Source organism: Mameliella sp. AT18, assembly GCF_028807275.1.
Taxonomy (GTDB): domain Bacteria; phylum Pseudomonadota; class Alphaproteobacteria; order Rhodobacterales; family Rhodobacteraceae; genus Antarctobacter; species Antarctobacter albus.
On the sequence record NZ_JARAMO010000229.1, the window covers coordinates 18,816 to 42,228 of the forward strand.

At 65.0% G+C, this 23,413-nt stretch carries 14 protein-coding genes; 8 read left to right on the forward strand and 6 right to left on the reverse strand.

The annotated features are described in order from the left end of the window. Position 1 precedes the first annotated feature (1 nt). Positions 2 to 2,290 carry an ABC transporter ATP-binding protein/permease gene (locus tag PVW46_RS20310; protein ID WP_069208953.1) on the reverse strand — a complete coding sequence of 763 codons (2,289 nt, stop codon included), beginning with the start codon at positions 2,288 to 2,290 and terminating at the stop codon, positions 2 to 4. 529 nt (positions 2,291 to 2,819) lie between these two features. Here PVW46_RS20310 and PVW46_RS20315 point away from each other — a divergent pair. The 6 genes from PVW46_RS20315 to PVW46_RS20340 are packed head-to-tail and all read left to right on the forward strand — an operon-like array spanning position 2,820 to position 14,097. Continuing rightward, positions 2,820 to 5,651, forward strand: a complete 2,832-nt coding sequence (locus PVW46_RS20315) for a virulence factor SrfB (RefSeq protein ID WP_069208954.1) — start codon at positions 2,820 to 2,822, stop codon at positions 5,649 to 5,651. Next, positions 5,651 to 8,257 (forward strand): virulence factor SrfC family protein, encoded by a 2,607-nt coding sequence (locus tag PVW46_RS20320; RefSeq protein ID WP_069208955.1) that lies wholly within the window; start codon positions 5,651 to 5,653, stop codon positions 8,255 to 8,257. Before PVW46_RS20315 ends, PVW46_RS20320 begins: the two co-directional genes overlap by 1 nt. Before the next feature lie 4 nt (positions 8,258 to 8,261). Beyond that, positions 8,262 to 9,785, forward strand: coding sequence for a hypothetical protein (locus PVW46_RS20325; protein ID WP_274577337.1), 1,524 nt, complete (start codon positions 8,262 to 8,264; stop codon positions 9,783 to 9,785). Between the two features lie 12 nt (positions 9,786 to 9,797). After that, positions 9,798 to 11,597, forward strand: a complete 1,800-nt coding sequence (locus tag PVW46_RS20330) for an Ig-like domain-containing protein (protein WP_069208957.1) — start codon at positions 9,798 to 9,800, stop codon at positions 11,595 to 11,597. Beyond that, the gene (locus tag PVW46_RS20335; RefSeq protein WP_069208958.1) at positions 11,597 to 13,138 is read left to right on the forward strand and encodes a hypothetical protein; all 1,542 of its coding nucleotides are present in this window, start codon (positions 11,597 to 11,599) and stop codon (positions 13,136 to 13,138) included. The genes PVW46_RS20330 and PVW46_RS20335 overlap by 1 nt, the downstream gene beginning before the upstream one ends. After that, positions 13,135 to 14,097 (forward strand): S1 family peptidase, encoded by a 963-nt coding sequence (locus PVW46_RS20340; protein WP_069208959.1) that lies wholly within the window; start codon positions 13,135 to 13,137, stop codon positions 14,095 to 14,097. Before PVW46_RS20335 ends, PVW46_RS20340 begins: the two co-directional genes overlap by 4 nt. A 21-nt stretch (positions 14,098 to 14,118) precedes the next feature. Here PVW46_RS20340 and PVW46_RS20345 read toward each other — a convergent pair whose 3' ends face one another. From PVW46_RS20345 to PVW46_RS20355, 3 genes are all read right to left on the reverse strand, one after another. Beyond that, positions 14,119 to 14,481 carry a carboxymuconolactone decarboxylase family protein gene (locus PVW46_RS20345; protein WP_069208960.1) on the reverse strand — a complete coding sequence of 121 codons (363 nt, stop codon included), beginning with the start codon at positions 14,479 to 14,481 and terminating at the stop codon, positions 14,119 to 14,121. Beyond that, positions 14,478 to 15,176 (reverse strand): glutathione transferase, Atu5508 family, encoded by a 699-nt coding sequence (gene gst, locus PVW46_RS20350; protein WP_069208961.1) that lies wholly within the window; start codon positions 15,174 to 15,176, stop codon positions 14,478 to 14,480. Before gst ends, PVW46_RS20345 begins: the two co-directional genes overlap by 4 nt. Before the next feature lie 76 nt (positions 15,177 to 15,252). Then, positions 15,253 to 17,664: a PIG-L family deacetylase gene (locus PVW46_RS20355; RefSeq protein WP_069208962.1), complete on the reverse strand. Its 2,412-nt coding sequence runs from the start codon at positions 17,662 to 17,664 to the stop codon at positions 15,253 to 15,255. Positions 17,665 to 17,938: 274 nt separating this feature from the next. Between PVW46_RS20355 and PVW46_RS20360 the strand changes: the two genes are divergently transcribed. After that, positions 17,939 to 18,907 (forward strand): ketopantoate reductase family protein, encoded by a 969-nt coding sequence (locus PVW46_RS20360; protein WP_069209030.1) that lies wholly within the window; start codon positions 17,939 to 17,941, stop codon positions 18,905 to 18,907. A gap of 1 nt (position 18,908) precedes the next feature. Here PVW46_RS20360 and PVW46_RS20365 read toward each other — a convergent pair whose 3' ends face one another. Both PVW46_RS20365 and PVW46_RS20370 read right to left on the reverse strand, forming a co-directional pair. Beyond that, positions 18,909 to 20,339, reverse strand: a complete 1,431-nt coding sequence (locus tag PVW46_RS20365; protein ID WP_274577341.1) for a glutamine synthetase family protein — start codon at positions 20,337 to 20,339, stop codon at positions 18,909 to 18,911. Beyond that, positions 20,339 to 21,655 carry an aromatic ring-hydroxylating dioxygenase subunit alpha gene (locus PVW46_RS20370; RefSeq protein ID WP_069208964.1) on the reverse strand — a complete coding sequence of 439 codons (1,317 nt, stop codon included), beginning with the start codon at positions 21,653 to 21,655 and terminating at the stop codon, positions 20,339 to 20,341. The genes PVW46_RS20365 and PVW46_RS20370 overlap by 1 nt, the downstream gene beginning before the upstream one ends. A gap of 269 nt (positions 21,656 to 21,924) precedes the next feature. On the opposite strand from PVW46_RS20370, the gene PVW46_RS20375 reads away from it, so the two are divergent. Then, positions 21,925 to 23,412 (forward strand): UbiA family prenyltransferase, encoded by a 1,488-nt coding sequence (locus PVW46_RS20375; RefSeq protein ID WP_082024552.1) that lies wholly within the window; start codon positions 21,925 to 21,927, stop codon positions 23,410 to 23,412. Position 23,413 lies beyond the last annotated feature (1 nt).

Consider the following 23,413-nt stretch of genomic DNA (forward strand, 5'->3'; position numbering starts at 1 on the left):
CTCAGATCGTTTGTAGCGTTTCACTCAAGTAGCGGTTCTTTCGCCACCATGTCCCGATAACGACGACGGTTACCAAGAGTGATAGCAGGAAAACCGCGATGAATGCGCGCCAGAAAAGCCCCTGTTTCATCGCCAGCCATTCCACCGGCAGGTCAAAGGCATTGGCGGCATAGGGCGCCGCGTAGGTCTGAAAGATCCAGTGCAGCCCCAGGAACCAGAAGATCGCAAGGCACAGCAACACGGCAATCTGCGTCTGGATCATCATCGCCATGTGGGCAACGGTGTAGCCAAAGGCCTTCATCACCGCGATCGACTTTTCGTTGCGCTGGACAAAGGCGGCGGTGGCCAGCGCGGTCGAGATCACGATGGTGGCGGCAAAGGTCCAGGACAGCACAGCGAAGGACACACTGGCCCCGTCCATTGCCCGCAGCATCCCCCGCACCTGGTTCAGGATGTCCTGGTCCAGCTTGAACCCGAACAGGACTGGCGTTTCATCCGGCGTACACTCGGGCATGTCGGGAAACTTGCAGACCACGTTTTCAAAGCTGGTCTTGTCGAAATAGACCGCCGCCTCGCGGTAGGTGGGCAGGGTGATCTTGCCGTTCTGCACGAAATTGTCCGGCGGGGCCTCCAGGAAAAGGTCATGATAGACCAGTTCGGTCACCGCCAACGGGTACTTGCGTTCCCCGCCGCCGGGGAATTCCTCGGCCACGCCCAGAACCGGCAGGCCGATGGTGCGATTGAACAGTTCCAGGCAGATCTCCTGACCGGCTTCGATCCGGAATGTTTCCATGAACCCCTGCGTCGCAAGGATGCCGGGCCTGGTGCGCCATTCGGGGTCGGCCTCCACCCCGTTCCAGGCCGGAAAGGAAAGATCCTCGAACAGCGGTTCGCGCGCGTCAAAGACCTGCATGGTGCGGATATAGGGTTCGATCCCGTCCAGGGGGCGCGTGTTGCAGGTGCCGTCCTTGGATTCATCGGGGAACCAGAGGTACTGCTGTTCGTGGACGCGGCGGCCAAAGACGCGGCGCGCTTTGTCGCTGGCCTCGGTGGCGATGGGGGCGGCATCGAACAACGTCTTGTCCAGCACCCCCAGAGAGGCGATGTCCAGCGTTTGCCCGCCGTTGTAGACCGTGCGCATGGTGAAATGCGACATGCTGGGTTGCGACAGTTGCGCGTTCAACGCGGCCTCTGTCACGTTGCGGCCAAGCGCCACGAAGTAAAAGACCGTCAGCCCCAGAAAGAGGATCAGGGTCAAGGAGCGCGTCATCGCCTGGTAGAGACCGCGCAGATGCGCCCAGATCCGGTTTGACCCGGCGGCGACGGCCCGGCGCATCCCCAGCGACACCTCGTCGACAGCGCAGTTCACGACAAAGCCGTAGGACCGCAGAGAGCCGGGGCGCCAGCGGGGCGCCCGCGCCAGCTCCATCTCGTCCGGTGCCGCATCGCCCGGACGGTCGATCATCCGGTCGAGCGCCTCGACCGTCAGGGCGGGCTGCTTGCGGCCCTGTTCGATCAGGTCATGCAGGATGTCCAGGCGTTCCTCGTAGGGCGCGTCCAGCGTCCAGGGCTGGCCGGTTTCCGCATCACAATAGACCCGGCCAGACGAGACCAGTGCCACCCGGTCCGCGTAATGTGCTGCCAGGTCCAGCTCATGCGTCACCCAGAGCACCGCGCAGCCGGTTTCATGGGTCCACCAGCGCAGCGCCTCGATGACGTTCTGGCTCATGGTCTTGTCGAGGCTGCTGGTCGGCTCGTCGCAGACGATCAGGTTCGGCTCGACACAGAGCGCGCGGATGATGGCGATGCGCTGGGCCTGACCGCCAGAAAGCGTTTCGGACAGCTTGTCCCACTGCGGTCCCAATTCGAAGTCCTGGGCCAGGTCGCGGGCCAGTTCCCCGGCATTGCCCTTGTTCGAGATATGGCCCGCCATCTTGGCATTGGCGCGGGCGGGGATCGCCTTGATCAGCTGCGCTTCCTGGAAAACGAAGGCGATCTCGCCCGGGGGCGGCCGGTTTTCGCGCAGCTGGTCCCAGACGCGCCCGTCCTTGCCCCGGTACAGCAGGCGGCTCTGGTCGTTGAGGCGGTTGGGCTTGCGCAGCCCGGCCAGGATGCTGAGCAGGGTCGACTTGCCGGACCCGGACTCACCGATGATGGCGGTCACCTGGCCGCGGGGCAGGGTGAATTTGTCGGCATAGACACCGCTGGACGGTTGGTTTCCAGAGCCATTGTCGGCATAGACACAGCCAAGCCGCTCGGCTTTCAGGACCCAATCGTCACCCGCTGTCAAAATCGCCTCCGGTCGCCATGCGTTTATGTATTACATCAAACAGTAGGCAAATTAGGTCTGGCCAATCCAAAGAGCAACGGGATTCCTGACCGCCTTGCGCTGCTTTGCGGCAGGTCTTCGGGGTGAAGCTTGTTGGAGGCGTGGCAAGAAAATATGCCGTGGAGCAGTCGCTTGCGCAGGGTATGTCGCGCCCGGGTCGCGGTTCTTGAGGGCCAAGCCGGTCCATTTGTCGCCAGCAAGTCAGGAAAAGGTGAAAGTGGATCATGGTTAACGGACCCAGGGTTCCGGGTCCCTGATCGGTAAACAATTCCTGCCTGTGTTGGGCGATTGGTGCGCGCTTGGAAATCGTCGTCGCCCAAAGGCCGTATCTGGGGCGTTCGCCGCACTCTCCGGCTTCTTCCCGCTGCCCTTTTTCGAGGCAAATCAGGGGCAGGGGCTGCGGCTGCTGTCCTGGGCAAGCGCCCTTGTGACCTACAAGGGTGTCACCTAGGATCGTGAGCGTGTTGCGAAAACAGGAGATTCGGTTTGCATGTTTAGGCTTGTGCCAAATTCCGGAATTCAGTTTTTCGATTTTGAGTTTAATGTAAAAGACTTTCGCAGCATCCGGTTTTCCGTCGTGCGCGAGGAACGGACCCTGCGGTTTTCCCGCCTGCAATTGCACGAGGACGGGGAAAGCTACATCGACGAGTCCGGGCGTCCCGTCGCAGACGATGACCAGGTGTCCGGCAGCGTCGAGGCCGCGCTGCGGGACTTTGCCGGGCAATGGCTGCCCTTGCCGTTCTTTCGCAATGACAGGACAGGACCATTGAACTGGGCGCGGGCCTATTTCCCGCGCAAGCAGCGGTCCGCGGACGTCAAGATCGTGCTGGTTTTCGATACCACACTGGGCGAGCACGAATCCGGACGCGCGCTGGAAGGGGACGAGCTCAACCGTATCGCCTCTCTCATGCCGGTCGAAAGCGACGTGGTGGCGGGCGAGACGACCTTTGGCGTGCCGAAGGACCACGAGGGCATCCGTACCTTCTTTGAACAACGCTGGGTCGGGGACTGGATCAAGAAAAGCTGGGTGCGCCCCGAACGGATCAACCCCGAGGCGGAAGAGATCCGCAATCGCAAGGCGCTGGCCAACTACCTGGCGCTGCTCTATTCCTTCGGCTCATCCGAGACGGTCGATTTCCCGCGCTGCCGCTTCATCGACAATACAGCCGACTCCACCCACCGCCCGATCGACGTGGACCTGGTGCTGGACATCGGCAACTCGCGGACCTTCGGCCTGCTGATCGAGGATGACGAGCGCGAACCGCATGTCGACCTGACCCGCAGCTATCCGCTGGAATTCCGCGACATCTCGCAACCCGACCAGGTGCACAATCGTCCCTTCGAAAGCCGGGTGGAATTCTGCAAACCCTTCTTCGGGCCTGCCAACCTGTCGCGGCTGACCGGGCGTCGGTCGGCGTTCCAGTGGCCCTCGGCGGTGCGGATCGGCGACGAGGCCGTGCGCCTGTCGCATGAATACAGCAGCGTCAACGGCGTTACCGGCATGTCCAGCCCGAAACGCTATCTCTGGAGCCGCACGCCGGTTTCCGTCGAATGGCGGTTCAATTCCGGCGGGCGCGAATCCGAGGACAGCGCCCTGGACACCGGCGGCTATTTCCGCAACTTCGCTGCCGACGGCGAATACCTGGCCGATGTGCCAGACGCGCTGCCGGCGGTGACGGCGAGTTTTTCGCGCTCTTCGGTCATGACCTTCTTCCTGATGGAACTGCTGTTGCAGGTCCTGCGCGAGATCAACAGCCCGTCACGCCGTGAAAAGCAGGGCCAGCAGCTGCAGGCCCGGCGCCTGCGCCGCATCGTGCTGACCATGCCGACGGCGATGACGCGTCCGGAACGCTCCATCCTGCGTCGCCGCGTCGAAACCGCGATCAAGGAAGTCTGGCAGGGGCTGAACTTTGCGCCCGACACGCAACCCAAGCTGCAGATGCAGTGGGACGAGGCCTCTGCCACGCAGGCGGTCTTTGTCTACAACGAGGTGGTGGAGCGGTTCTTTGGGGACACGGCGTCGTTCATGTATGCCTCGTCGCGCCCCGAGGCCCGCGACCGTCCCTTGCGGATCGTCAGTCTGGACATCGGTGGCGGGACCTCGGACCTGATCATCAGCTCCTACCGGAACGATGAACGCTCCCTCACACCCAGGCAGGAATTCCGCGAAGGCTTTCAATGTGCCGGGGACGACATCGTCAAGGCGGTGATCGAGAACCACGTGATTCCGGCGCTGACGGAATACCTGGCGAAACAGGATGTTCCGGGGGCCAAGAACTTTGTCGTCTCACGCCTGGGCGCGGTCAGGGCAGGGGAAAGCGCGAAACGCCTGATCCGGCGCCAGCAGTTCTCGCAACAGGTGTTGACGCCCTTCGCCTACTGGCTGCTGGAGGCGCACGAGGGCAGTGACAGGTTCGGCGAGGACCTGCAGCTGAGCGCATCCTGGGACCGAGTATTTGGCGAGACCCAGCCCACGCGCGAAGTGCTGGACCACATCTGCGAGATCGACGGGCTGGCAGAGCCGGTCGACCTTTCGGGCTTTTCCTTCTCCGTCACCTCGGCGCAACTGACACACACGGTCTACAAGGTCATGGAGCCCTTCATCGACTGCCTGGCCGAGGCGACCTATTATTTCGACTGCGATTTCATGCTGCTGGCCGGGCGGCCTTCGCGGTTCCCGGCCCTGCGGGCGATGATCGCCCAGCGGATGCCGGTCATGCCCGAACGTATCGTGACCATGCATGACTACGAAGTCGGCGCCTGGTATCCGTTCCGCAACTTCAACGACGAGATCGGCGACCCCAAGACCTGTGCCGCCGTCGGCGCGATGATCTGCGCCCTGTCCGAGGGGCAGCTGAACGATTTCCACATGCGCACCAGCGAGCTGACCATGCGGTCGACCGCGCGTTACATCGGCCAGATGAACCAGGGCCGCATCCGCGAGGAGCAGCTGTTGTTCCGCAACGTGGACATGGAGCAGGACGACCAGTCGATCGAGGACGCGGTGTTCCGCTGTCACCCGCCGGTCGCGCTGGGCTTTCGTCAGCTGGACCTGGATCGCTGGCCGGCAACGATGCTGTACAACGTGACCCTGTCCAAGTCGAACCTGGAACGAGACCCGCCCTCTGTGATGGACGTGACTCTGACGCGGCTGCGGCCAGAGGATGACCCGTTGGAAAAACTGTTCGAGATCGAGGCTATCGTCGATGGCAACAAGGAAGACCTGCCGCGTGGCCTGGTGCGGATGAACCTTCAGACGATGGTGACGACGGATGTGCACTGGGCCGAGTCGGGCAGCTTCAACCTTGGGGGGATGATGTGATGTCGGGGGCTCAGGAGGCATTGGTTGGCGCGATCTCGGCGCATCGCGCCATCGCCGGCAAGTACAAGTCCTGGGTGCGCAAACATGCGGATATCGTCGGCCTGCGCCACGACCCGGTCGAACGTGAATGCGTGCTGATGGAAACCGAACTGGGCCGCCTGGAACGGGCGGCCCAGCGGCGCATGTGCGTCGGAGTGTTCGGTGCCAGCCAGGCGGGCAAGTCCTACCTGATCTCCTCATTGGCGAGCAAACCTGGTGAACAGCTGCTGGCCAAGGCGGGCGATCGGACGCTGAAATTCATCGGGGACATCAACCCGGCAGTCAGCGGCAAGGAAACCACGGGCGTGGTGACACGGTTCACCAGCACCGAAACGCTGGAAGATCCGAACTACCCGATCGAGCTGTCGCTGCTGTCGGAAATGGACATCGCCAAGATCCTCAGCAACTCCTATTTCTCGGACTTCGAGAGCGATGCCCTGAAACGGGTTTCTGGCGACGAGATCGAGGCGACACTGGGCGAGGTCGCCCTGGCGGTGGATGCGGCGCGCAGCGACAGGGCCTATGATCTTTCGGCCTACCTGGAACGCCAGCTGCACCCAGATGTCTACCGGGCGAATTTCGCGCAGTTCAAACCGCACTGGGGCCGTATCTCGGAAATCCTCGAACACGGGGCAGTGGCGGACCGGGTGCGCGCCTACAGCCTGTTCTGGGGGCGCAACAGCTATTTCACCGAAGTCTTCGAAAAGATGATCTCGGCGCTTGAGGACCTGGGCCATGCGGATCGTTGCTGGGCCACGCCAGAGGTTTTTGACCCGCAGGCCAACGTGATCCTGGTGTCGGCTCTGCAGCAGATCTGGAACGGCAGCGGGCTGGAGGCGAACATCCGGACGAACAGCGGCGAAATCCGCAAGGTGGATCACGCCACGCTGTCGGCCCTGGTGACCGAGCTGAAGGTGGTCATCAAGGAACCGCCGGCGGATTTCTTCGGCACTACCGACCTGCTGGATTTCCCCGGCGCCCGTACACGGAGCGAGGAAAAGGCCATCGACGAAACCGTGGTCGGCAAGGCGCTGGTGCGGGGCAAGGTGGCCTATCTCTTCGACCGCTACCTGGATAACCGAGAGCTGACGGCGATGCTGCTCTGTGTCGGGGACGGTCCGCAAGAGGTCGGCCCGCTGGCCGGGATGATCGAACGCTGGATCACCGTGACCCACGGCAAGACCCCAAAGGCCCGCGCGGATCAGCCCTGCGCACTGTTTTTCGTTGCCACCAAGGCTGACCTGACCTTCAACATCGCTTCGCGCGATGCGGTCAACATGCTCGAGGACCGGATGCATTCCATGCTGGAACGGTTCGGCGGCGCGCGCAGCGGCGACGAGGCGGAATCCGGTGCGGCGTCGATGTCCTGGGTACGCGAATGGCAACCGGGCAGCCAGTTCCGCAACATGTATTGGCTGCGAAACACCAGCCAGCCTTCCACGGGCATCCTCAGCCGGGGCGAAAAGAACACGCCAGAGTTCGAAGAGACCGGCTTTGACACGCATCACACAGAGGTCTTCAAGGCCCTGCGCGAGGCGGTCACGACATCGGCCAAGGTCAGCCAGCATTTCCGCGAACCCGACAGGGCCTGGAACGAGATGCTGGAGCTGAACGACGGCGGCCGCACCTACCTGATCTCGAACCTCCAAAGCGTCTGCCACGAAGGTTTCAAACGCGATCAGCTCCAACGCGAGTTCGCGGAGTTCCAGCAGCGGCTGGAGCGGCTGTTGAGAGAGTTCCATGCCGACGGCGATGCGGAACGGGTGTTCAAGGAACGCTCCAGGGCGGTGCGCGCAGCACTGCAGGACGTGCGCGCCTGTGCCCTGCAACAGAAATTCGGCGAATTCCTCCTGATGTGCTACATGTCGGAGCGCAGCCTGAAAGGCATCCTGCGCCAGTTGGAACGCGAGGATCCTGATACCGGCCCCGCCGTCGTGCGCAAGGAAGACGATGGTTGGGACGCCATCTTTGACGACGACGACGAGGACATTGCCGAGGACGAGGCGCCCGAGATGCCCAAGGAACGGCACGATGTCTTTGCCGATCGCGTCCTCAGCACATGGTCCGATCAGTTGCAGGCCGTGCTGGAGAACCCGCGCGTGTCGCGCTACCTGAACATCTCGCCCGAGAACCTGGAAACCATGTTCAACGAGATGCGCGAGGGCGCGCAGCGTGCCGGGCTGGCCGACAAGGTGGCCCAGACCTCGCGCGATGCCTCGCAGTTCCCGCGCTCCTCCGAACGGTTGATCCCGCACAAGGCGCGCATGGCCTCGCTGACGGTCAACCATTTCGTCAACCAGCTGGGCTACGAGGCGGGCGAACTGACGCTCAAGGACAAGGCGCGGACCCCGCTTTTCGACCGCCCCGTCACGCCCGACGGCGGTGTTCCCGACCTGCCCAAGACGGCCGAACCGCGCGCCGTCAAGATGGCGCAGCACTGGGCCTGGGCCTTCAAGAACCTGTCCGAGAGCAATGCGCGGACCGATGATGGCCTGTCCGGAGTGGATCTGGCGGCCAACGCGGAACTGGGGGGGCTGATACAGGCCATGACGGACAGCAAGGCCTGACCGCGTGACCAGGCTTTTCGACATAGAGACGGATGATGGCCTGGGCCTCTTCGCGGTGGTCGAGGCTCCCGAGGGCGAGGTGGCGGCGTGGTCGATCACCCGCACCGGCTCTCAGGACACCCGGCTCTATGCCAAGGACGATGACTGGACCTCGGAACGCCACGAAGAGGTGTTCCGCCCGGCGGAGCAGCTGGAAAAGGGATCTGTCGGTGTCCTGATCCCGCCGGAAATGGCGATGAACCTGGAACCGGGGGTCCCGGTCACTCTGAACCTGCGGACGGCGCAGGGGGGAGAGGTTTCATTCAGCCTGCCGGTCTCTACCAGCCACGCAATGTGGGGCGGGGCAGAGGCCGCCGGGCTGGCGCCGGATCCGGCCAGTACCGATGTCGTGGAGTCCGAACTGCGGCTGGACGGTGCCGGGGCCAAGGCACCCGAGGACGAGGACCCGGCAGAGCCTGCAGGAGTGCCGGGACCGGAGACAGAGCGCGTCGGCGACCCGGAGACCGATCCAGCGCGCCGTCGCTGGCCCTGGTGGCTGGCGTTGCTGTTGCTCCTCTTGCTGGCCGTTCTGGTCTTTTTCCTTTTCTTTCGTGACGAAGGGCCAGAGCCGATCGTGCTGCGCGACGACCGATTGCACCTGGCGGCGGGCGAAACTCAGGGCGAGGTTGCACTTTTCGCCAATGACGACCTGCCCGCCAGCGCCCGCCTTGCGGGGTGCGACGGCGTGTCGGCGCTGCCCGGCGCGACGGATGGCAGGGTGACGGTCCTGCGCAGCGCGCTGCCCGATGGTGCCCCGACCGTCTGGACCTGCCGGATCGACCCGGGGGATGGGCGCGGCGTCCAGACCAGCCTGCTGACCGTCAGTGCCGATCCTGAAACGCCCAAGGAAGAGCCGGAGCCTCAAGTTCCCGTTGAGCCGCCCGAGGTGGATCAACCGCCGAAGGCTCAGGAGCCGCCCGTAGATCTGACGCCGCGTGAGGAACCGGAGGTGCCGGGCACGTTGGCCGACCCGGATCCCGATACGCCACCCTCAGGACCACGCCTGACGGACGCCGAGGCCTGCCAGTCCGGGCGCTACCCCGAGACGCCGCTTGCGGATGGGACCAACCCGCCCATCGCCTGCGCCGACCGGTTCCTGCTGCGTGGCGACCCCAGCGGTCAACATGGGCTGGCGCCCTTGCGCAACGATCTCGACGATGCGGGACGTGCCGGGCTGCGGATCGCCTCTTGCGAACCGGCGCAGCGCGGCGATCTGACGGTTACGGTGTCCGGGGATGGCACACGGATCGTTCTGACCGACGCACAGGTGCCTCGCACGTCTACCTTTGGCCTGCGCCTCAGTTGTGTCATCAGCGACGGCGACGGGCTGACCGCGCAGGCGCCGGTCTCGGTGATCCTGGTGCCCGGAGACGCGGCGCTGGACGACAGTGCACCGGACAGGGCGCCGGGCGGTGGGACTGCCCGGATCACCACAGACGGCCGCATTTCCGGTGCCCCTCCGGCGCCGACCCCGGATTTGGACAAGTAAGGATTAGACCCGATGAAACTGCTGACATCCGAGCCAAGGTCGCGCGTTTCAGGGATCGGGTGGTCCGAACGCAATGTCATGCAGCTGTTCCAGCAGTTCGAGACCGCCTTCAAGATGCGCCTGTCCAAGGATGCGCAGACCTTTTTCGCCATGCCCGAGGCCGTCGGCGACGACCGGATCGATTTCTACACCGAGGATTACAAGACGGCGGTGAAATACGCCGACCAGCGGCCCGACACCCGCAAGGAGATCGACGGCCGGATCGAAGCCATCGTCAACGAGATCGAGGCTTTTCGCCAGGGGCTTGCCGACAGTGGCGACAGCAACAATCGCAACATCGCGCTGGCGTTGGAAAAGGCCTTTCGCGTGCCCAGCCGGGATGCGATCTGGATTGTCGATGGCGCGCCTGTGGTCACGTTGTGGGGGTTCCAGTCCGATGGCGCGTCTCTGGATCTGCGCAGCATCAAGATCCCGAAAAAGGACAAGCCCGTCGCGGGGGCGGCGGATGACGCGGGCCGCAACCGCAAGCGGCTGTTGTTCGGGGGGCTCGCGCTGTTGCTGCTCTTGCTTGGCCTTCTGGCCTTTCTTTTCGGTCCTGCGCTCTTGTGCGACTTCGGCCTGCGTGCCTGCAACGCGCCGATTGCACAGGAAGACCGGGGCGTGCTGCCGGATGGGGCGGATTTTGTCGATGTGAACGTCGTCGCCAATGACAGCGATCCCGATGGCGACCCGATCACCATCGCCAGTTGCGATGCGCCGGGCATCGTGCGGGACGACCAGACCGTGCGCTTTGCCCGCGATCCGGCGCAATCCTCGGGCGAGGTGCGGTTCAGCTGCACGGTGCAGGATCCGTCTGGCCTGACCGATGCGGCGGATGTCGTGATTGCCATTGGCGGACAGGGCGGCGCCGGGGCCGGAACGGGCAGGGGCGTATCGGGCACGGCGCCGTCGGCGCGCACGGTGTCGGCCATCCTGCCCCCCGGCGAGCCAAGCGTCGCGGTGGATGTCCTGTCGGGCGTTGTGAACGGCGGCAACCGGGTCTGGCAGGTGGTCGGCTGTGATGCGCCTGGCGTGGTGGAAAATGGCCGTGTCACCTATCCGCGCAACCCCGATGACACCGTCCAGAGCGAGACATTCGACTGCCGCGTCCAGAGCGATGACGGGTTGACCCTGACCGTGCCCGTCGAGGTCGCGCGCGAGGCCAACCGTTGCACGCCCTTCACCACCAACCTGCCGGTCCGCCTGCTGATCGGGGCCGACTGGTCGTCCAGCATGGACCAGAACCGCCAGCAGCCGCCGCACAACTTCAGCCGTATGCTGGACGCGCTGGAAGAGCTGCGTACACGCCTCCCGGCAGAAACCTTCGCCACGCTCGAGCTCATGCGGGGGGAGTTCCCGGTCGACCTGCGCACTGACGGCGCGGCCTTTTTGTCCGATCCCACGGCCAACGGGCGCCCGACGCCCCGGTTTGCCGCCTACATCGAGTGGCTGCGCCAGGAGATCCAGAAGGCGGGAACCGATTTCTCGTTGATCACCGTGGTCACGATCACCGATGCCCAGGACAACCCCGAGGATTTCCTTGCTCAGTTCGAGGCAGCCTTCCAGACGTCCCGCGTGCCGATCGAACACACGCTGATCACCCTGACAGAGCCCAAGCCGCAGTGGGCGGACCTGTATCAGCGCATGGTCTGGCCTCCGGATGAAACCCGCAACTACCGAGAGTTGCTGGATGCCCCAGCTCAATCGCGGTTGCCCTCCGAGATCCTGCAAGCGGCCCGCATGGTGGTGCGCGAAGAGTGCGGAACGCCCTGATGGCCTCCAGCTTCCTGATCCGGACGGATGAAAGTCAGCAGGCGCCGCAGGGGGCCTTTGGCCGCCCCATAACCGCCTATTTCCCGCAGCTGCGCGCCTATGTCGCCGAGTACCTGGGCGGGGAAACGGCCAGCTATTTCGCCGAACCCGTCCGTGAGGCCGAAAGCGGCTTTACCGATTGGTTCACCGATGCGGCGGGCGACCCGCAACCGCTGTCTGCCCTGCGCGGGCCGGAACGGCGCGAGGCCCTGGCTCAGCTGGCCGAGTGGCGCCGCGAAATGCGCGCCTTCGCCGAAGCGGCCCCGGCGGAAAACGCGGGACAGATCCACAAGATCCTGTCGCTGGCTCTGACCGACCCATCCGAGGATGACGTCTTTGTCACGGGCGGCAGACCGGTGGTGGTGAACTGGGGGTTCGAGCCGCCGCGCGATTTCGTGCCGCTGACCTATCCCGGGACAGAGCGCCGCGCGCCACCGCAGTCGGAACCGCCCAAGGACCCGGAAACAGCCGGGACAGAGCGTCGCCTGCTGGGGGTCAGCGTCCTGACGCTGTGTATGATTGGGGCGCTTTGTCTTGCGGCATTGACCCTTTTCGGAAAGTCGGCGGGGCTTTTCGATGCGCCTCTGGTTGCCGCGGCAGAGCCTGACGGAAGCGATCCCGCCGATCTGGCCGAATTGCGGCGCCTGCAGGCCGCGAACGAGGCGTTGCGCCGGGACGTGGACGGGCTGCAGGAGGATCTGCTGGATCGTGCCCTGGCCTGTCTTGGGCAATGCACCGCGCCGTCTGTGCCGGTGGACCCGACACCGCCCCCCGGCCCGAACCCGGAAAGCCCGCCTCAGGGTACGCCGGTTGATCCGCCCGCGTTACCCCCGGCAGACGAACCGCCCGTCGATGATCCACCGGCGGATGAGCCGCCGATCGTGGACCCGGCCCCAGGCGATCCGCCTGCTGACGAGCCGCCCGCCGGTGATCCGCCGCTGGACGAGCCTCCGGCCGATGCTCCCCCGGCTGACGAGCCTCCGGCCGATGAGCCGCCGGTTGATGACCCGCCCGTGGACGAACCTCCGGCCGACGAGCCTCCGGCAGATGATCCGCCCGCTGACGACCCACCTGCGGACCCTGACCCCGAGGGCGATCCGCTTGTGGTGCCGGACGGGGCCGAGGATGTCGACGACCTGTCCTTCCTCGAAGGCACCTGGCGCTCCGTCGCCGAACAGCTTTTCCTGACCTTCTCGGACAGCGAACGCCCGGACCTGAAGATCGTTGTCGAATATGACATCGATGCCTCCGGCGAGGGCACGCGCCGGGTTCTGCTGGAGGACGGGACAGTCTGCACGGGCACCGTGACCGCCTCTTTCGATGCTGAGAACCGCCTGCAGATGGTAGAGGGAGAACGCGCCGATTGCGGCGAGGGGCTGTTTGTCGTGCCCTATGCCGTGACCTGTGAAATCGCCCAGGACCGGACCGCGGACTGTACGCTGACGCCCCGCGATGCCGGGGATGATGCCAGCGTCAAGACAGAGTTGAGGCGCCTCCAATGACCGCGAAACCCAACCCCCAAGCCCCCGCCTGGTGGACCATGCTGCGTGCGGCGGTGATCTTTGCCAGCGGGTTGCTGATCGCCGTGATGATCGCGCCCCGCTTTCTGTCACAGCCGCCCGACCTGCCCCGGCAAAGCTCGGACCCCTCGGTGCTGTCGTCGCTCCTGGCCTTTGAACAGGGTGTGGGCCAGCGCCTGCAATCCCGGGTGGCCGAGGCGGAGCAGCGCCTCTCCGGGTTCCAGTGCACCATCGACCAGGTCAGCCCGAACACGGGCCCTGCGCCGACCGTCTTTGCCGGTCGCCCCGACATGTCGCGCCTGCGTGCGGTGGCGGATGGGGCCGTGGTCTTCATCCAGGCGGGCGAGGGATCAGGCACGGGGTTCTTCGTCACGCCACGGCATGTCGCCACCAATGCCCATGTCGTGGGGGCGGAGGTCGATGTGCTGGTCTATTCCGAAACGCTGTTCCCGACCCCGGTCCGGGGTCGTGTCACCGCCCGCACCGTCAAACGGGGCGAAGGCCTGGCCGAACGCGACTATGCTATCGTCGTGGTGGAGGGCGCCCAGGGTGTGCAACCATTGCAGTTCATGAACAGAGTGACCGAACTGGACCCGGTGGTTTCTGTCGGATTTCCGGGCCTGTTCCAATCCTTCCAGCAGACTGGCCTGCCGCGCATGATCTTTCGCGCGGGCGAATTCATCGACGCCCTGCCACAGGCGGACGGGCGCGAGGTCTTTGCCCATTCCGCCGAGGTTCTGCAGGGCAACAGTGGTGGCCCGCTGATCAACGCCTGCGGGCAGGTCATCGGCATGAACACCTTCATCATCTGGGCCAACCCATCGGGCGAGGGGGCATCGCCCAAGGTGAAAACCGATTTCGCCCTGCCATCGGCGGACCTTGCGGACTATCTGGCTTCGGAAGGGGTGACGGTCACCACCGCCCAGACCTGCGAGCCCTGAGGGTCACTCGGCCTCCTTCACTCAGCGCGCCACGCGAACGCATTCCAGTACTTGCGGCACGCCGCAATAGATCCCGACGACGTGAATGATGGCGCGGATTTCCTCCGAGGAGACGCCGTTTGTCCGGGCGCCGCGGCAGTGGGTTTCCCATTCCTGCATCTTTCCCAGCGCGCCGATCATGGCAAGGTTCATCATGCTGCGTGTCTTGGCGTCGATCACGTCGTCGCCCCAGCCGAACCCCCAGCACCAGGCGGTCATAGCCTCCTGAAACGGGCGGGTGAAGTCATCGGCCGCGGCCAGGTTCCGGTCAACATAGTCTGCGCCCAGCGTTGCCCGGCGTTGATCCAGCCCTTTCAGGAACAGGTCTTCGTCGAATGTGCTCATCTGCCCATATCCTCGTTCAGCATCTCCAGCAGCGAGGCCTCTATCTGCCCCGCGCAATAGACATCCGCGCGATCGGCCCAGTCGTTGCGCAGACGCACCAAGGCGGGCAAGGCGGCCACGCGGTCCACCAATGCGGTCAGCACCGGCGCGTGCTCATGCAGCAGGGGCCGAAGTGGCGGCAGGCGATCGACCATCGTGTGCCACAGCGCGGCCAGCGTGAGGTCGGCGAGGCCCGGCGCCTCTGCGCCGGAGACGAACCCATCCGATGCCGTGCCCCTCGTCTCCATCACCAAACGTTCGTGGCCCCGCATCCAGCGTGGCAGGCGATCCTCCCGGAAGGCGGTCCAGCTGTCCCGCGTCCACATGGTGGCACCATGATGGCAGGTGATCTCGAGCAGGATGTCCGAGGCATCGCAGAGCAGGCGCAATTCCAGGTCCGGATCGTGCGACAGGCCGTGTTTGCGCCCCAGGTACATGCAGATGGCGGGCATCTGCGACAGGGCCCGCCCGGTGTCATGGTCGATCAGCACGGGCGGGCCGATGAAGGGCGTCGGCTGCTCTTCGGGGCGGGCGGTCTTGGCGGCCAGGACGGCGTCAAAGCCCGGTTCGTCCCACTCTGCACCCGCCTGGGCCAGGATGAACCGAGGCACATGGCCCCGGAAGGGGATTGGCCAGTAGAGCAATGTGTAGGACATGGGGCCTCCGGTCTTCGGCCCGAGGCTACGCCGATTCCGCCTGCGGGGTCATCCCTTTGCGGAGTCGCGGCGCGGTTCAGATCACCAGGTCGATTTCTTCCGGCGCGGGGTCTTCCGGGGGCGGCTCGGCGGCCTCTGACGGCTGCATCAGTGCTTCGTACAGGGTAGCCGGATCGGTCGCGGTCAGCTGGTATTCGTCGGCGACGTATTCCCGCTGAACCCAGTCCACGTAAGAGCCGATAAGCGCGCCATCGCTGCCAAAGACCAGCGGATCATGGGCGGCATAGGTGTCAAAGGTGGTTTCCACCACGGTCAGTTCTTCGGGCGTCAGGTTTTCTTCCAGCCCCCAGGAGGCATAACCGACATAGCTCGTGACCGTGAGATCCGCGTTGTAACCGGCCACGGCATCGGTCGCAAAGGCCGCCGTGGTCAGGTGGTCGGAATGCTCGATGTCGGCCAGGTCGCTGGTGTGGTCTTGGATATGGATATGGTCCGGCGCGTGCCGTTCCATCAGCGCGGTCAGCAGGCCGGTCAGCTCATCGGAAGTATAGGTGGCGCTGCCATCCACTGCCGTCACGCTGTCGATCTCTCCCTCGGCCAGTTGCTCGAGGCTCTGGTAGCCGTAGGTGGGAGAGCCGCTGCCATCCCCGAACCCGTCCGGCAGGCGCAGGAAATACAGGCGCACGTCGGGATCATCGGCCAGGTAGGAACTGGCCACTTCGTAGGTCGTGTCACCGACCGTCACGCTGACGGTTTCATCCACCCACTCATCGGACCCAGCCATGTAGCCATAGGCCGCCTTTTCCCCGGCCTCGCGTCCGGCCCAGTAGTCTTCGCCGCGCCCTGCATCACCGGCGGTCAGGTAGATGGTGGTCACGGGCGTGTCGCCGTCGATCAGCGTGTCCAGCGTCGGGTTCATGAACAGCAGGTCGTCGTCCTGGTGAGCCACGATCACCATGTCGCCGCTGCCGGCGATGGGCGGTTCGGGATCGACGGGATCGGTCGGGTCCACCGGATCGGTGGGGTCCGTTGGGTCCGTGGGGTCGGTCGGATCGCCCGGGTCTGCAGGATCTGTGCCATTGGTGACGGTCAGGACCGCGACTTCGCCGATCAGCGGTGAGTCCCCGTCCCAGTTGGAGCTGCCTATCAGCAAGTTGGCACGATCCACGTCAGCCGGAACCACGCCTTGTTCCTCTGCCAGCCGCACGCCATCCTTGTCGATCCACATCAGGCCGGTTTCGTCGATGCCGAAACTCCAGTCAGCGGTCTCTCCCTCCACGATGGCGGCCTCGGCCACGACGCGATAGACCTCGCCGTCCTGCCAGAGTTCCAGCATGATGCCAGAGGTGTTCTCGATCTGGGTGAAAAGGATGTTGTTCGTGGCCGGGCCGTCGCCAAAGTCGATGACCCGCTGCCAGTATCCGCCCTCGATGTCATCGAAACGCACGGTCGCGTCGATCCGGAAGGCCCCGTCGATCTGTTGCGGGCCATCGACAGGCTCCACCGGATCAACGGGATCAACCGGGTCGGTCGGATCTACCGGATCAACCGGGTCCGTTGGGTCCACCGGGTCAACTGGGTCCACAGGATCGCTCGGCCCCTGTGTCACCGTCAGGTCCAGCACGACGCCATCAAGTGGTTCTCCGTCGGGCCCTGCGGGGCTCCCGACCGACAGCGGACCCCGGTCCACGTCCGCAGGCACCACCCCGGCGCCCTCTGCCAGCAAGGTGCCGTCCTTTTCCAGCCACATGCGCCCGTCCGGGTCTATGCCGACGGACCAGACCGCGTATTCCCCTTCGACCAGGGCTCCTTCGGCGATGATCTCGTGGGTGGTCCCGTCCTGCTGAATGGAAAAACGCAGGGCATCCGAGGTCCCCACTTGTTGCAACCGGATCGCGCCCTCGGGGCCGTCCCCGCCAAAGTCGAAGAGGGTCTGGTCCTGCGCGGCGTCAAGATCGTCGAACCGGGCGACAAGGTCCTGTTGAAAGGCGCCGCCGATCTGTTCGGGCATATTCAGGCGTCCACCATCAACGGTGTCGCCGATGTTGGTCACGTCTAATCCCAGGACGGCACCGTCCAGCGGCGTGTCATCCGCCCAGTTCGACTCTCCCAGCAGTTCGTTGAGCCGCACCGTGTCGGTGGGGACCACGCCGGCCGCTTCGGCCAGTCGGACACCGTTCTTGTTGATCCACATGGTGCCATCAGCCGCGATGCCAACGTTCCAGGTGGCGGTTTCGCCTTCGACGATCGCCTCTGGTGCGGTGACGCGGTAGGCCTGTCCATCCTGGTAGAGGACGAACATCAGGGTGTTGGTGTTCTCGTATTGTGTCAGCAGCAGGTTGTTGCTGTCCGGCCCGTCGCCAAAGTCGAAGACACGCTGCCAATAGCCAGCGTCGAGGTCGTCGAAACGCGCGACCACTTCGATCTCGAAGGCGCCGGTCACATCCTCGAAGTCGTCAAGCGGCCCTGAAATTCCCAGAGGTGGCATGGCCTTTCTCCCTTGGCCCGCACGGAAGTCCACCGTTCGGAGGTTATGGATTTCTGGAATACTTCGGCCGGGGGCCGTCAATCGGACTGAAAAACAGGTCCATGTTAGCAGTTTCTCGCATGGGTTGTGCAACGGGTATTGCTCCAGGTGGAAACTCTGCATTGCCGGATTGGAAACAATTGACCGGCGTGGAGGCTGTCACCCAGGACCAGGCTTGCACCGCCCCTGTCGGCCCCCCATGCTCGCGCCCAAAATGCGGATGGGAGAGACGGACATGAGGGTGGTGATTTTCGGCGTTGGTGCCGTTGGCGGGGTCGTCGGGGCAGCGCTCGCCCTGGCCGGGCACGAGGTGATCGGCGTCGCGCGCGGGCGGCGGCTGGCAGCGGTGCGCGACAAGGGTCTTTTGCTGCGCGGCCACCAGGGCGAAAAGCGCGTCCCGCTTGACCTGGTTGAACGGGCGGCAGAGCTGACACCGCGCGACGACGACATGATCTTGCTTGCGACCAAGAGCCAGGACAGCGCGGCAGCGCTGGGCGACCTGCGCTCCGCTGGCTATGTCTCGCAACCTGTCTTCTGCATGCAGAACGGTGTCGCCAACGAGGACCTCGCGCTTCGGTTCTTCGACAACGTGCATGGGATCAACGTGATGCTGCCCGCCGAATACATCGCGTCGGATGAGGCGATCTGTTTCGGGCGCCCCAATTACGGTGTTTTCGACATCGGACGCTATCCCGGAGGTTCCGACGCGGCGGATCAGGCGTTGGCAGAGGCGCTGACGGGGGCCGGCATCCGGTCATTCGTGACGGACGCCGTGATGGAAAACAAGTTCGGCAAGCTGATCGTCAACCTCGGCAATATCGTCGAGGCGGCCCTGGGACGTGGCGTGAAGGCGCCCGAGATCACATCCGCCCTGCGCCAGGAGGCTGAAACCGTATTCCGGGCTGCGGGCGTGTCCTGGCAGGACATGGGGGATGGCGACCCGCGTCGTGGCACGCTGTTGGAGATTGCGCCCATCGAGGGGATCGACCGGGCCGGCAATTCCACCACGCAGAGCTTTCTGCGGGGGGCGGGGTCGGTCGAGACGGATTACCTCAACGGCGAGGTGGCACTGATCGCCCGGCGCAACGGTGGGCACGCGCCCCTCAATGCGGCCATAACCTCGCTTGCCGCCCGACTTGCGCGTGGTGGCGCGGCGGCGGGCGCCATGACGCCGGAGGCGCTGGCCGCAGAACTGGGTATGTGAGTCAGAAGGCGGTGAAATACTCCGCCTGCTCCCATTCCGAGATCGCTGACAGGTAACGCTCCCATTCGGCCCGCTTCAGCCGGGCGAGGTAGGACACGGTCTCTTCCCCCAGTGCCTCGCGGTACATCGGTGATGCCTCAAAGGCGGCGATCGCCTCGCCCAGGGTGGCGGGCAGTTGCTCTGCCGCGTCGTCGTAGGGGTTCTCAAGCGGGGCGGGGGCAGGGTCTCCGGCCTCGATCCCGTCGAGCCCCGACAGGATCTGGAAGGCCAGCGCGAAATAGGGATTCGCGGCGCTGTCGGCCACGCGGTTCTCGACCCGGCTGGCCCCGTCCCCGGGGGCCATCAAGGCGCGCAGCATGGCGCCCCGGTTGTCTGCGCCCCAGCCGATCCGGTTCGGCGCAAGCTGGTAGGGCGCGTAGCGTTTATACCCGTTCACCGTGGGCGTCGTCGCGATACAGGAGGCGCGCGCATGGGCCAGCAGGCCGCCGATCCAGCCCGAGGCGACATCCGTCAGCACACCGCCCTCATCCGGGATCAGCAGGTTGCGCCCGTCCATGTCGGTCACGCTCTGGTGGATGTGCCAACCATTGGCCGCGGCGTTTTCCAGCCGGGGCTTGGCCATGAAAGATGCCAGATAGCCCTCGCGCGCGCAGACTTCCTTGACCATCGTGCGAAACAGCGCCGCTCGGTCGGCAATCGTCAGCGGGTCATCGGCGGCAAAGGTGAACTCGAACTGGCTCGGCCCCATCTCGACCTCGACAGAGAGGACCGGCAGGCCCATCGCCTCGGCGCTGCGTCGCAGGATGTCGAGGAGCGGTTCGGCGGCGTCGTAGCGGGTCTCTGTCAGGTACTGCCAGCCCTGGTTCACGCCGCGCGTCAGCGGCGGGCGCGGTGGCATGGTGGCGTCGGCATGGTCCAGCGCGGCCTCAACCGGTTCGAAGACCTGGAACTCCACTTCCAGTCCCATGACAGCCCGCATGCCGCGCGTCACCAGCCTGTCGATGGCCCCTTGCAACAGCGTCTCTGGCACGAAGGGGATCGCGCTGCCGTCGGTGCGCAACACACGGCAGAGGATCATGGCCGAATGCGGCGCATGGGGCAGGGGACAGAAGGTCTCGACCCGGGGCACCAGCAGCACGTCACTGGCGCCCGCCATAGGCGTATCACCCGCTTCGGACCAGATCGGAAAAACCGTCCGGTGCGACAGGTCCTTGAGCAGGAGCGTGGAGGGCACCCGCAAGCCGGATTTCAACGCGCCCTCCAGCCCGCGCCGCGTGACGGTCTTGCCGCGCAGGATGCCGTGGGCATCGGCAAACAGCATGCGCAGGGTTTCGATCCCCTCGGCCTCGACCCGCGCCATCAGGTCTGCCGCAGCTTCGGGCTGCAACAGCCCGTCGCGACACAGGCGGCCCTGCGCCAGGTGGTCCCGCATCAGAGGCCCGCGTCCCACGGACAGGCGTCGCGCCGTTCGGCATCGGCCCGCAGGCTGGCCGCGTCCCAATCGGCGCTGTCGGCAATGGCATCGTTTGACAGCGGTCCCTTGAGGGTCGACGGATCAACCGCGCCCCGCATCGGCAGGGCCTCTTCCTCGCCTTTTTCCAGCGCATCCATCGCGGCGCGCAGCATGCGGCGATAGCGGATGATGCCGACGTCGGTCTTGCCCAGGTGTTCGTCAGTGCGGTCCTGGATCGGACCCATGCTCTCGACCGCCCACTGGTCATGCACGTTGATGTCCAGCCCCATGCCGGTATAGGTCTCGCGTGCCTGTTCCTCGGGGTCATAGCCGTAGTCGTTGCGCTTGTTCTTGAGCGGCGCGTAATCCGGCAGGCGGTGTTCCTTCAGCCGTTGCTCGCGCATCAGCTCCTTGTTTACCGGCTTGTCGAAGCTGGTAAACATCGAATACCAATAGCAATTCTTATCATCGATGGGGACGTGCCACTGGGTGATCGTCATCTCGCGGCTCATCGGGATGCAGATCGCCTCGGGGAAGATCTGGTTGGTCACACGCACATGGGTCAGCCCGTTTTCCATGTGCCGCAGCGCCGTCAGTTTCAGCCCGAAGTCGGTTTCCTCGACACGGATCTCGGGGCGCGGGTAGTCGCGCAACAGCTTGGTCATGGGGATGTTGGTATCCGCCGCGCTGTCGCGGAACTGCTTGCCGTAGCTGTCCTTGGGGTCCTCGTCTTCCAGAAAACGGTGCAGGAACGAGGCGTGCGCCGGATCGATGCCGACCTCCAGCGCCTGCAGCCAGTTGCATTCCCACAACCCCTTGAAGGCAAAGACATGGGTGTCCGGGGCCCGGAAACAGTCGAAATTCGGCAGGGGCGGGGGGGCTCCGGGCCCGAGGTAGGCAAAGACGATGCCGTTGCGTTCCACCACCGGGTAGGCCGGCGTGCGGATCTGTTCATGCATCTTCGAGCCCTCGGGCTCTCCGGGTTGTTCGACGCATTGCCCGGTCCGGTCGAAGTGCCAGCCGTGGAAGGGGCAGCGCAGCCCGTTGTCCTCGCGACGCCCGTAACACAGGTCGGCCCCCCGGTGCGGGCAATGCCGCCCGATCAGGCCCAGTTCCCCTTCGTTGTCCCTGAACAGAACCAGCTTTTCGCCCAGCAGTGTGACCGGCACGACGGGGCGGGGGCCTTTCAGCTCGTCGCTGAGGGCGGCAGGCTGCCAGTACCGGCGCAGGACCTGGCCCGCAGGCTGGTCCCGGCCCACCCTTGTCAATCGATCATTGAGCTCCTGGCTGATCATGCCGCATTCCTCCCGCGTCTCGGCTGTCTGGCTTTGGGCGGAGTTTGGCGGGCAGGTGGCTGCGGCGTCAAGGTGAACGCCGCCCGCGGAGAGGGTGCCGCAAGGTCAAGCCTGCTCGACGGGCACAGGGTGAATACGGATTGGCGGTCTCGCAAGGTCGGGCCTGTGGCCCGCCGGACACAATCCGCGCTACAGGTTTTCCGCGCTCGACGTGACAGGCCGGCCCGCCTAGGGTAACGGCTGATCCAAACACCTGAATGGACAGGATAATGTACGCAGAGCCAGCACGCGGTCAGGATGGACAGTCCGGCGGTGCAGCGGAGGATCCGCAGCGTGACCGGACCGGGCTGACGCTGGTCGTCGATCTCGACGGGACGCTGTTGCGCAGCGACATGCTGTACGAAAGCTTCTGGACCGCGTTCGGCCGTGACTGGACCGTGGTGCTGACGGCCATGCGGGCGCTGACCCAGGGGCGCGCGGCGCTGAAACAGCGGCTGGCCGAAACCGCCCGGCTGGAAACAGCGACCCTGCCTTTCGACCGAGAGGTGCTGGCCTATATTCGGGCGTGGCGCGAAAAGGGCGGGCGCACCGCGCTTGTGACGGCCTCGGACCAGAGCTTGGCCGACGCCATTGCCGGCCACCTGGGCGTCTTCGACGAGGTGCATGGCTCTGACGGAACGCGAAACCTCAAGGGAAAGGCCAAGGCTGCCTTTCTCGCGGATCGTTTCGGGGCGGCGCAGTATGTCTACATGGGCGACAGCTCCGCCGACCTGCCGGTCTGGGAACAGGCCGCCCGGGCGGTGACCGTGAACGCCTCGCAACGGCTGCGGTCCGAGGCAGAGGCCATCGCGCCCGAGGTCGAGCACCTGACAACCAAGCCCGTGACACTGCGGCCCTACGTCAAGGCGCTGCGTCCGCACCAATGGCTGAAGAACATCCTCGTCTTCCTGCCGATGCTGGCCGGGCACCAGTTCGATCCGGCGACGGTGTTCTTGGCCATGTCGGCCTTCGTCGCCTATAGCCTGGTGGCCTCCAGCGTCTATGTCGTCAACGACATGACCGACCTGAACGCCGACCGCGCCCATCCGCGCAAGAAACGGCGCCCCTTCGCCTCGGGCGCGGTGCCGCTTTCGCACGGGATGATCATGGCGCCCGCGCTGTTCCTGGCCGGCGCGGCAGTGTCATTGGCGGTGAGCCCGGTCTTTCTGGCGGTGGTTTGCGGCTATTTCGTGCTGACAACGGCCTATTCGCTGAACCTCAAGCGCAAGATGGTGATCGACATCTGCACACTGGCGGGGCTTTACAGCATGCGCATCGTGGCGGGCGCGGTGGCCACGGGCATTCCCCTGTCGGTCTGGCTGCTGGCCTTCGCGATCTTCTTTTTCCTCGCCCTTGCCGCGGTCAAACGGCAGGCGGAACTGGTCGACAGCGCCCGGCGTGGGACGCTGCATGCGCGCGGGCGCGGCTACAACGTCGGAGACCTGCCGATCATCACCATGATAGCCATCGCGGCGGGCTATGTCTCGGTGCTGGTGCTTGTGCTCTATGTGGATTCGCCGGATGTCAGCGATCTCTACAATGCGCCCTACATGCTTTGGGGGATCGGCGCGGTTCTGCTGTTCTGGATCACGCGGACCATCATGATCGCCCATCGGGGCCAGATGCACGACGACCCGCTGGTCTTTGCCGCCCGTGACCGCGTCAGCCAGCTCTGCGTGCTGCTGTGCCTCGGGTTCGCCGTGATCGGTGCCTTGTGAG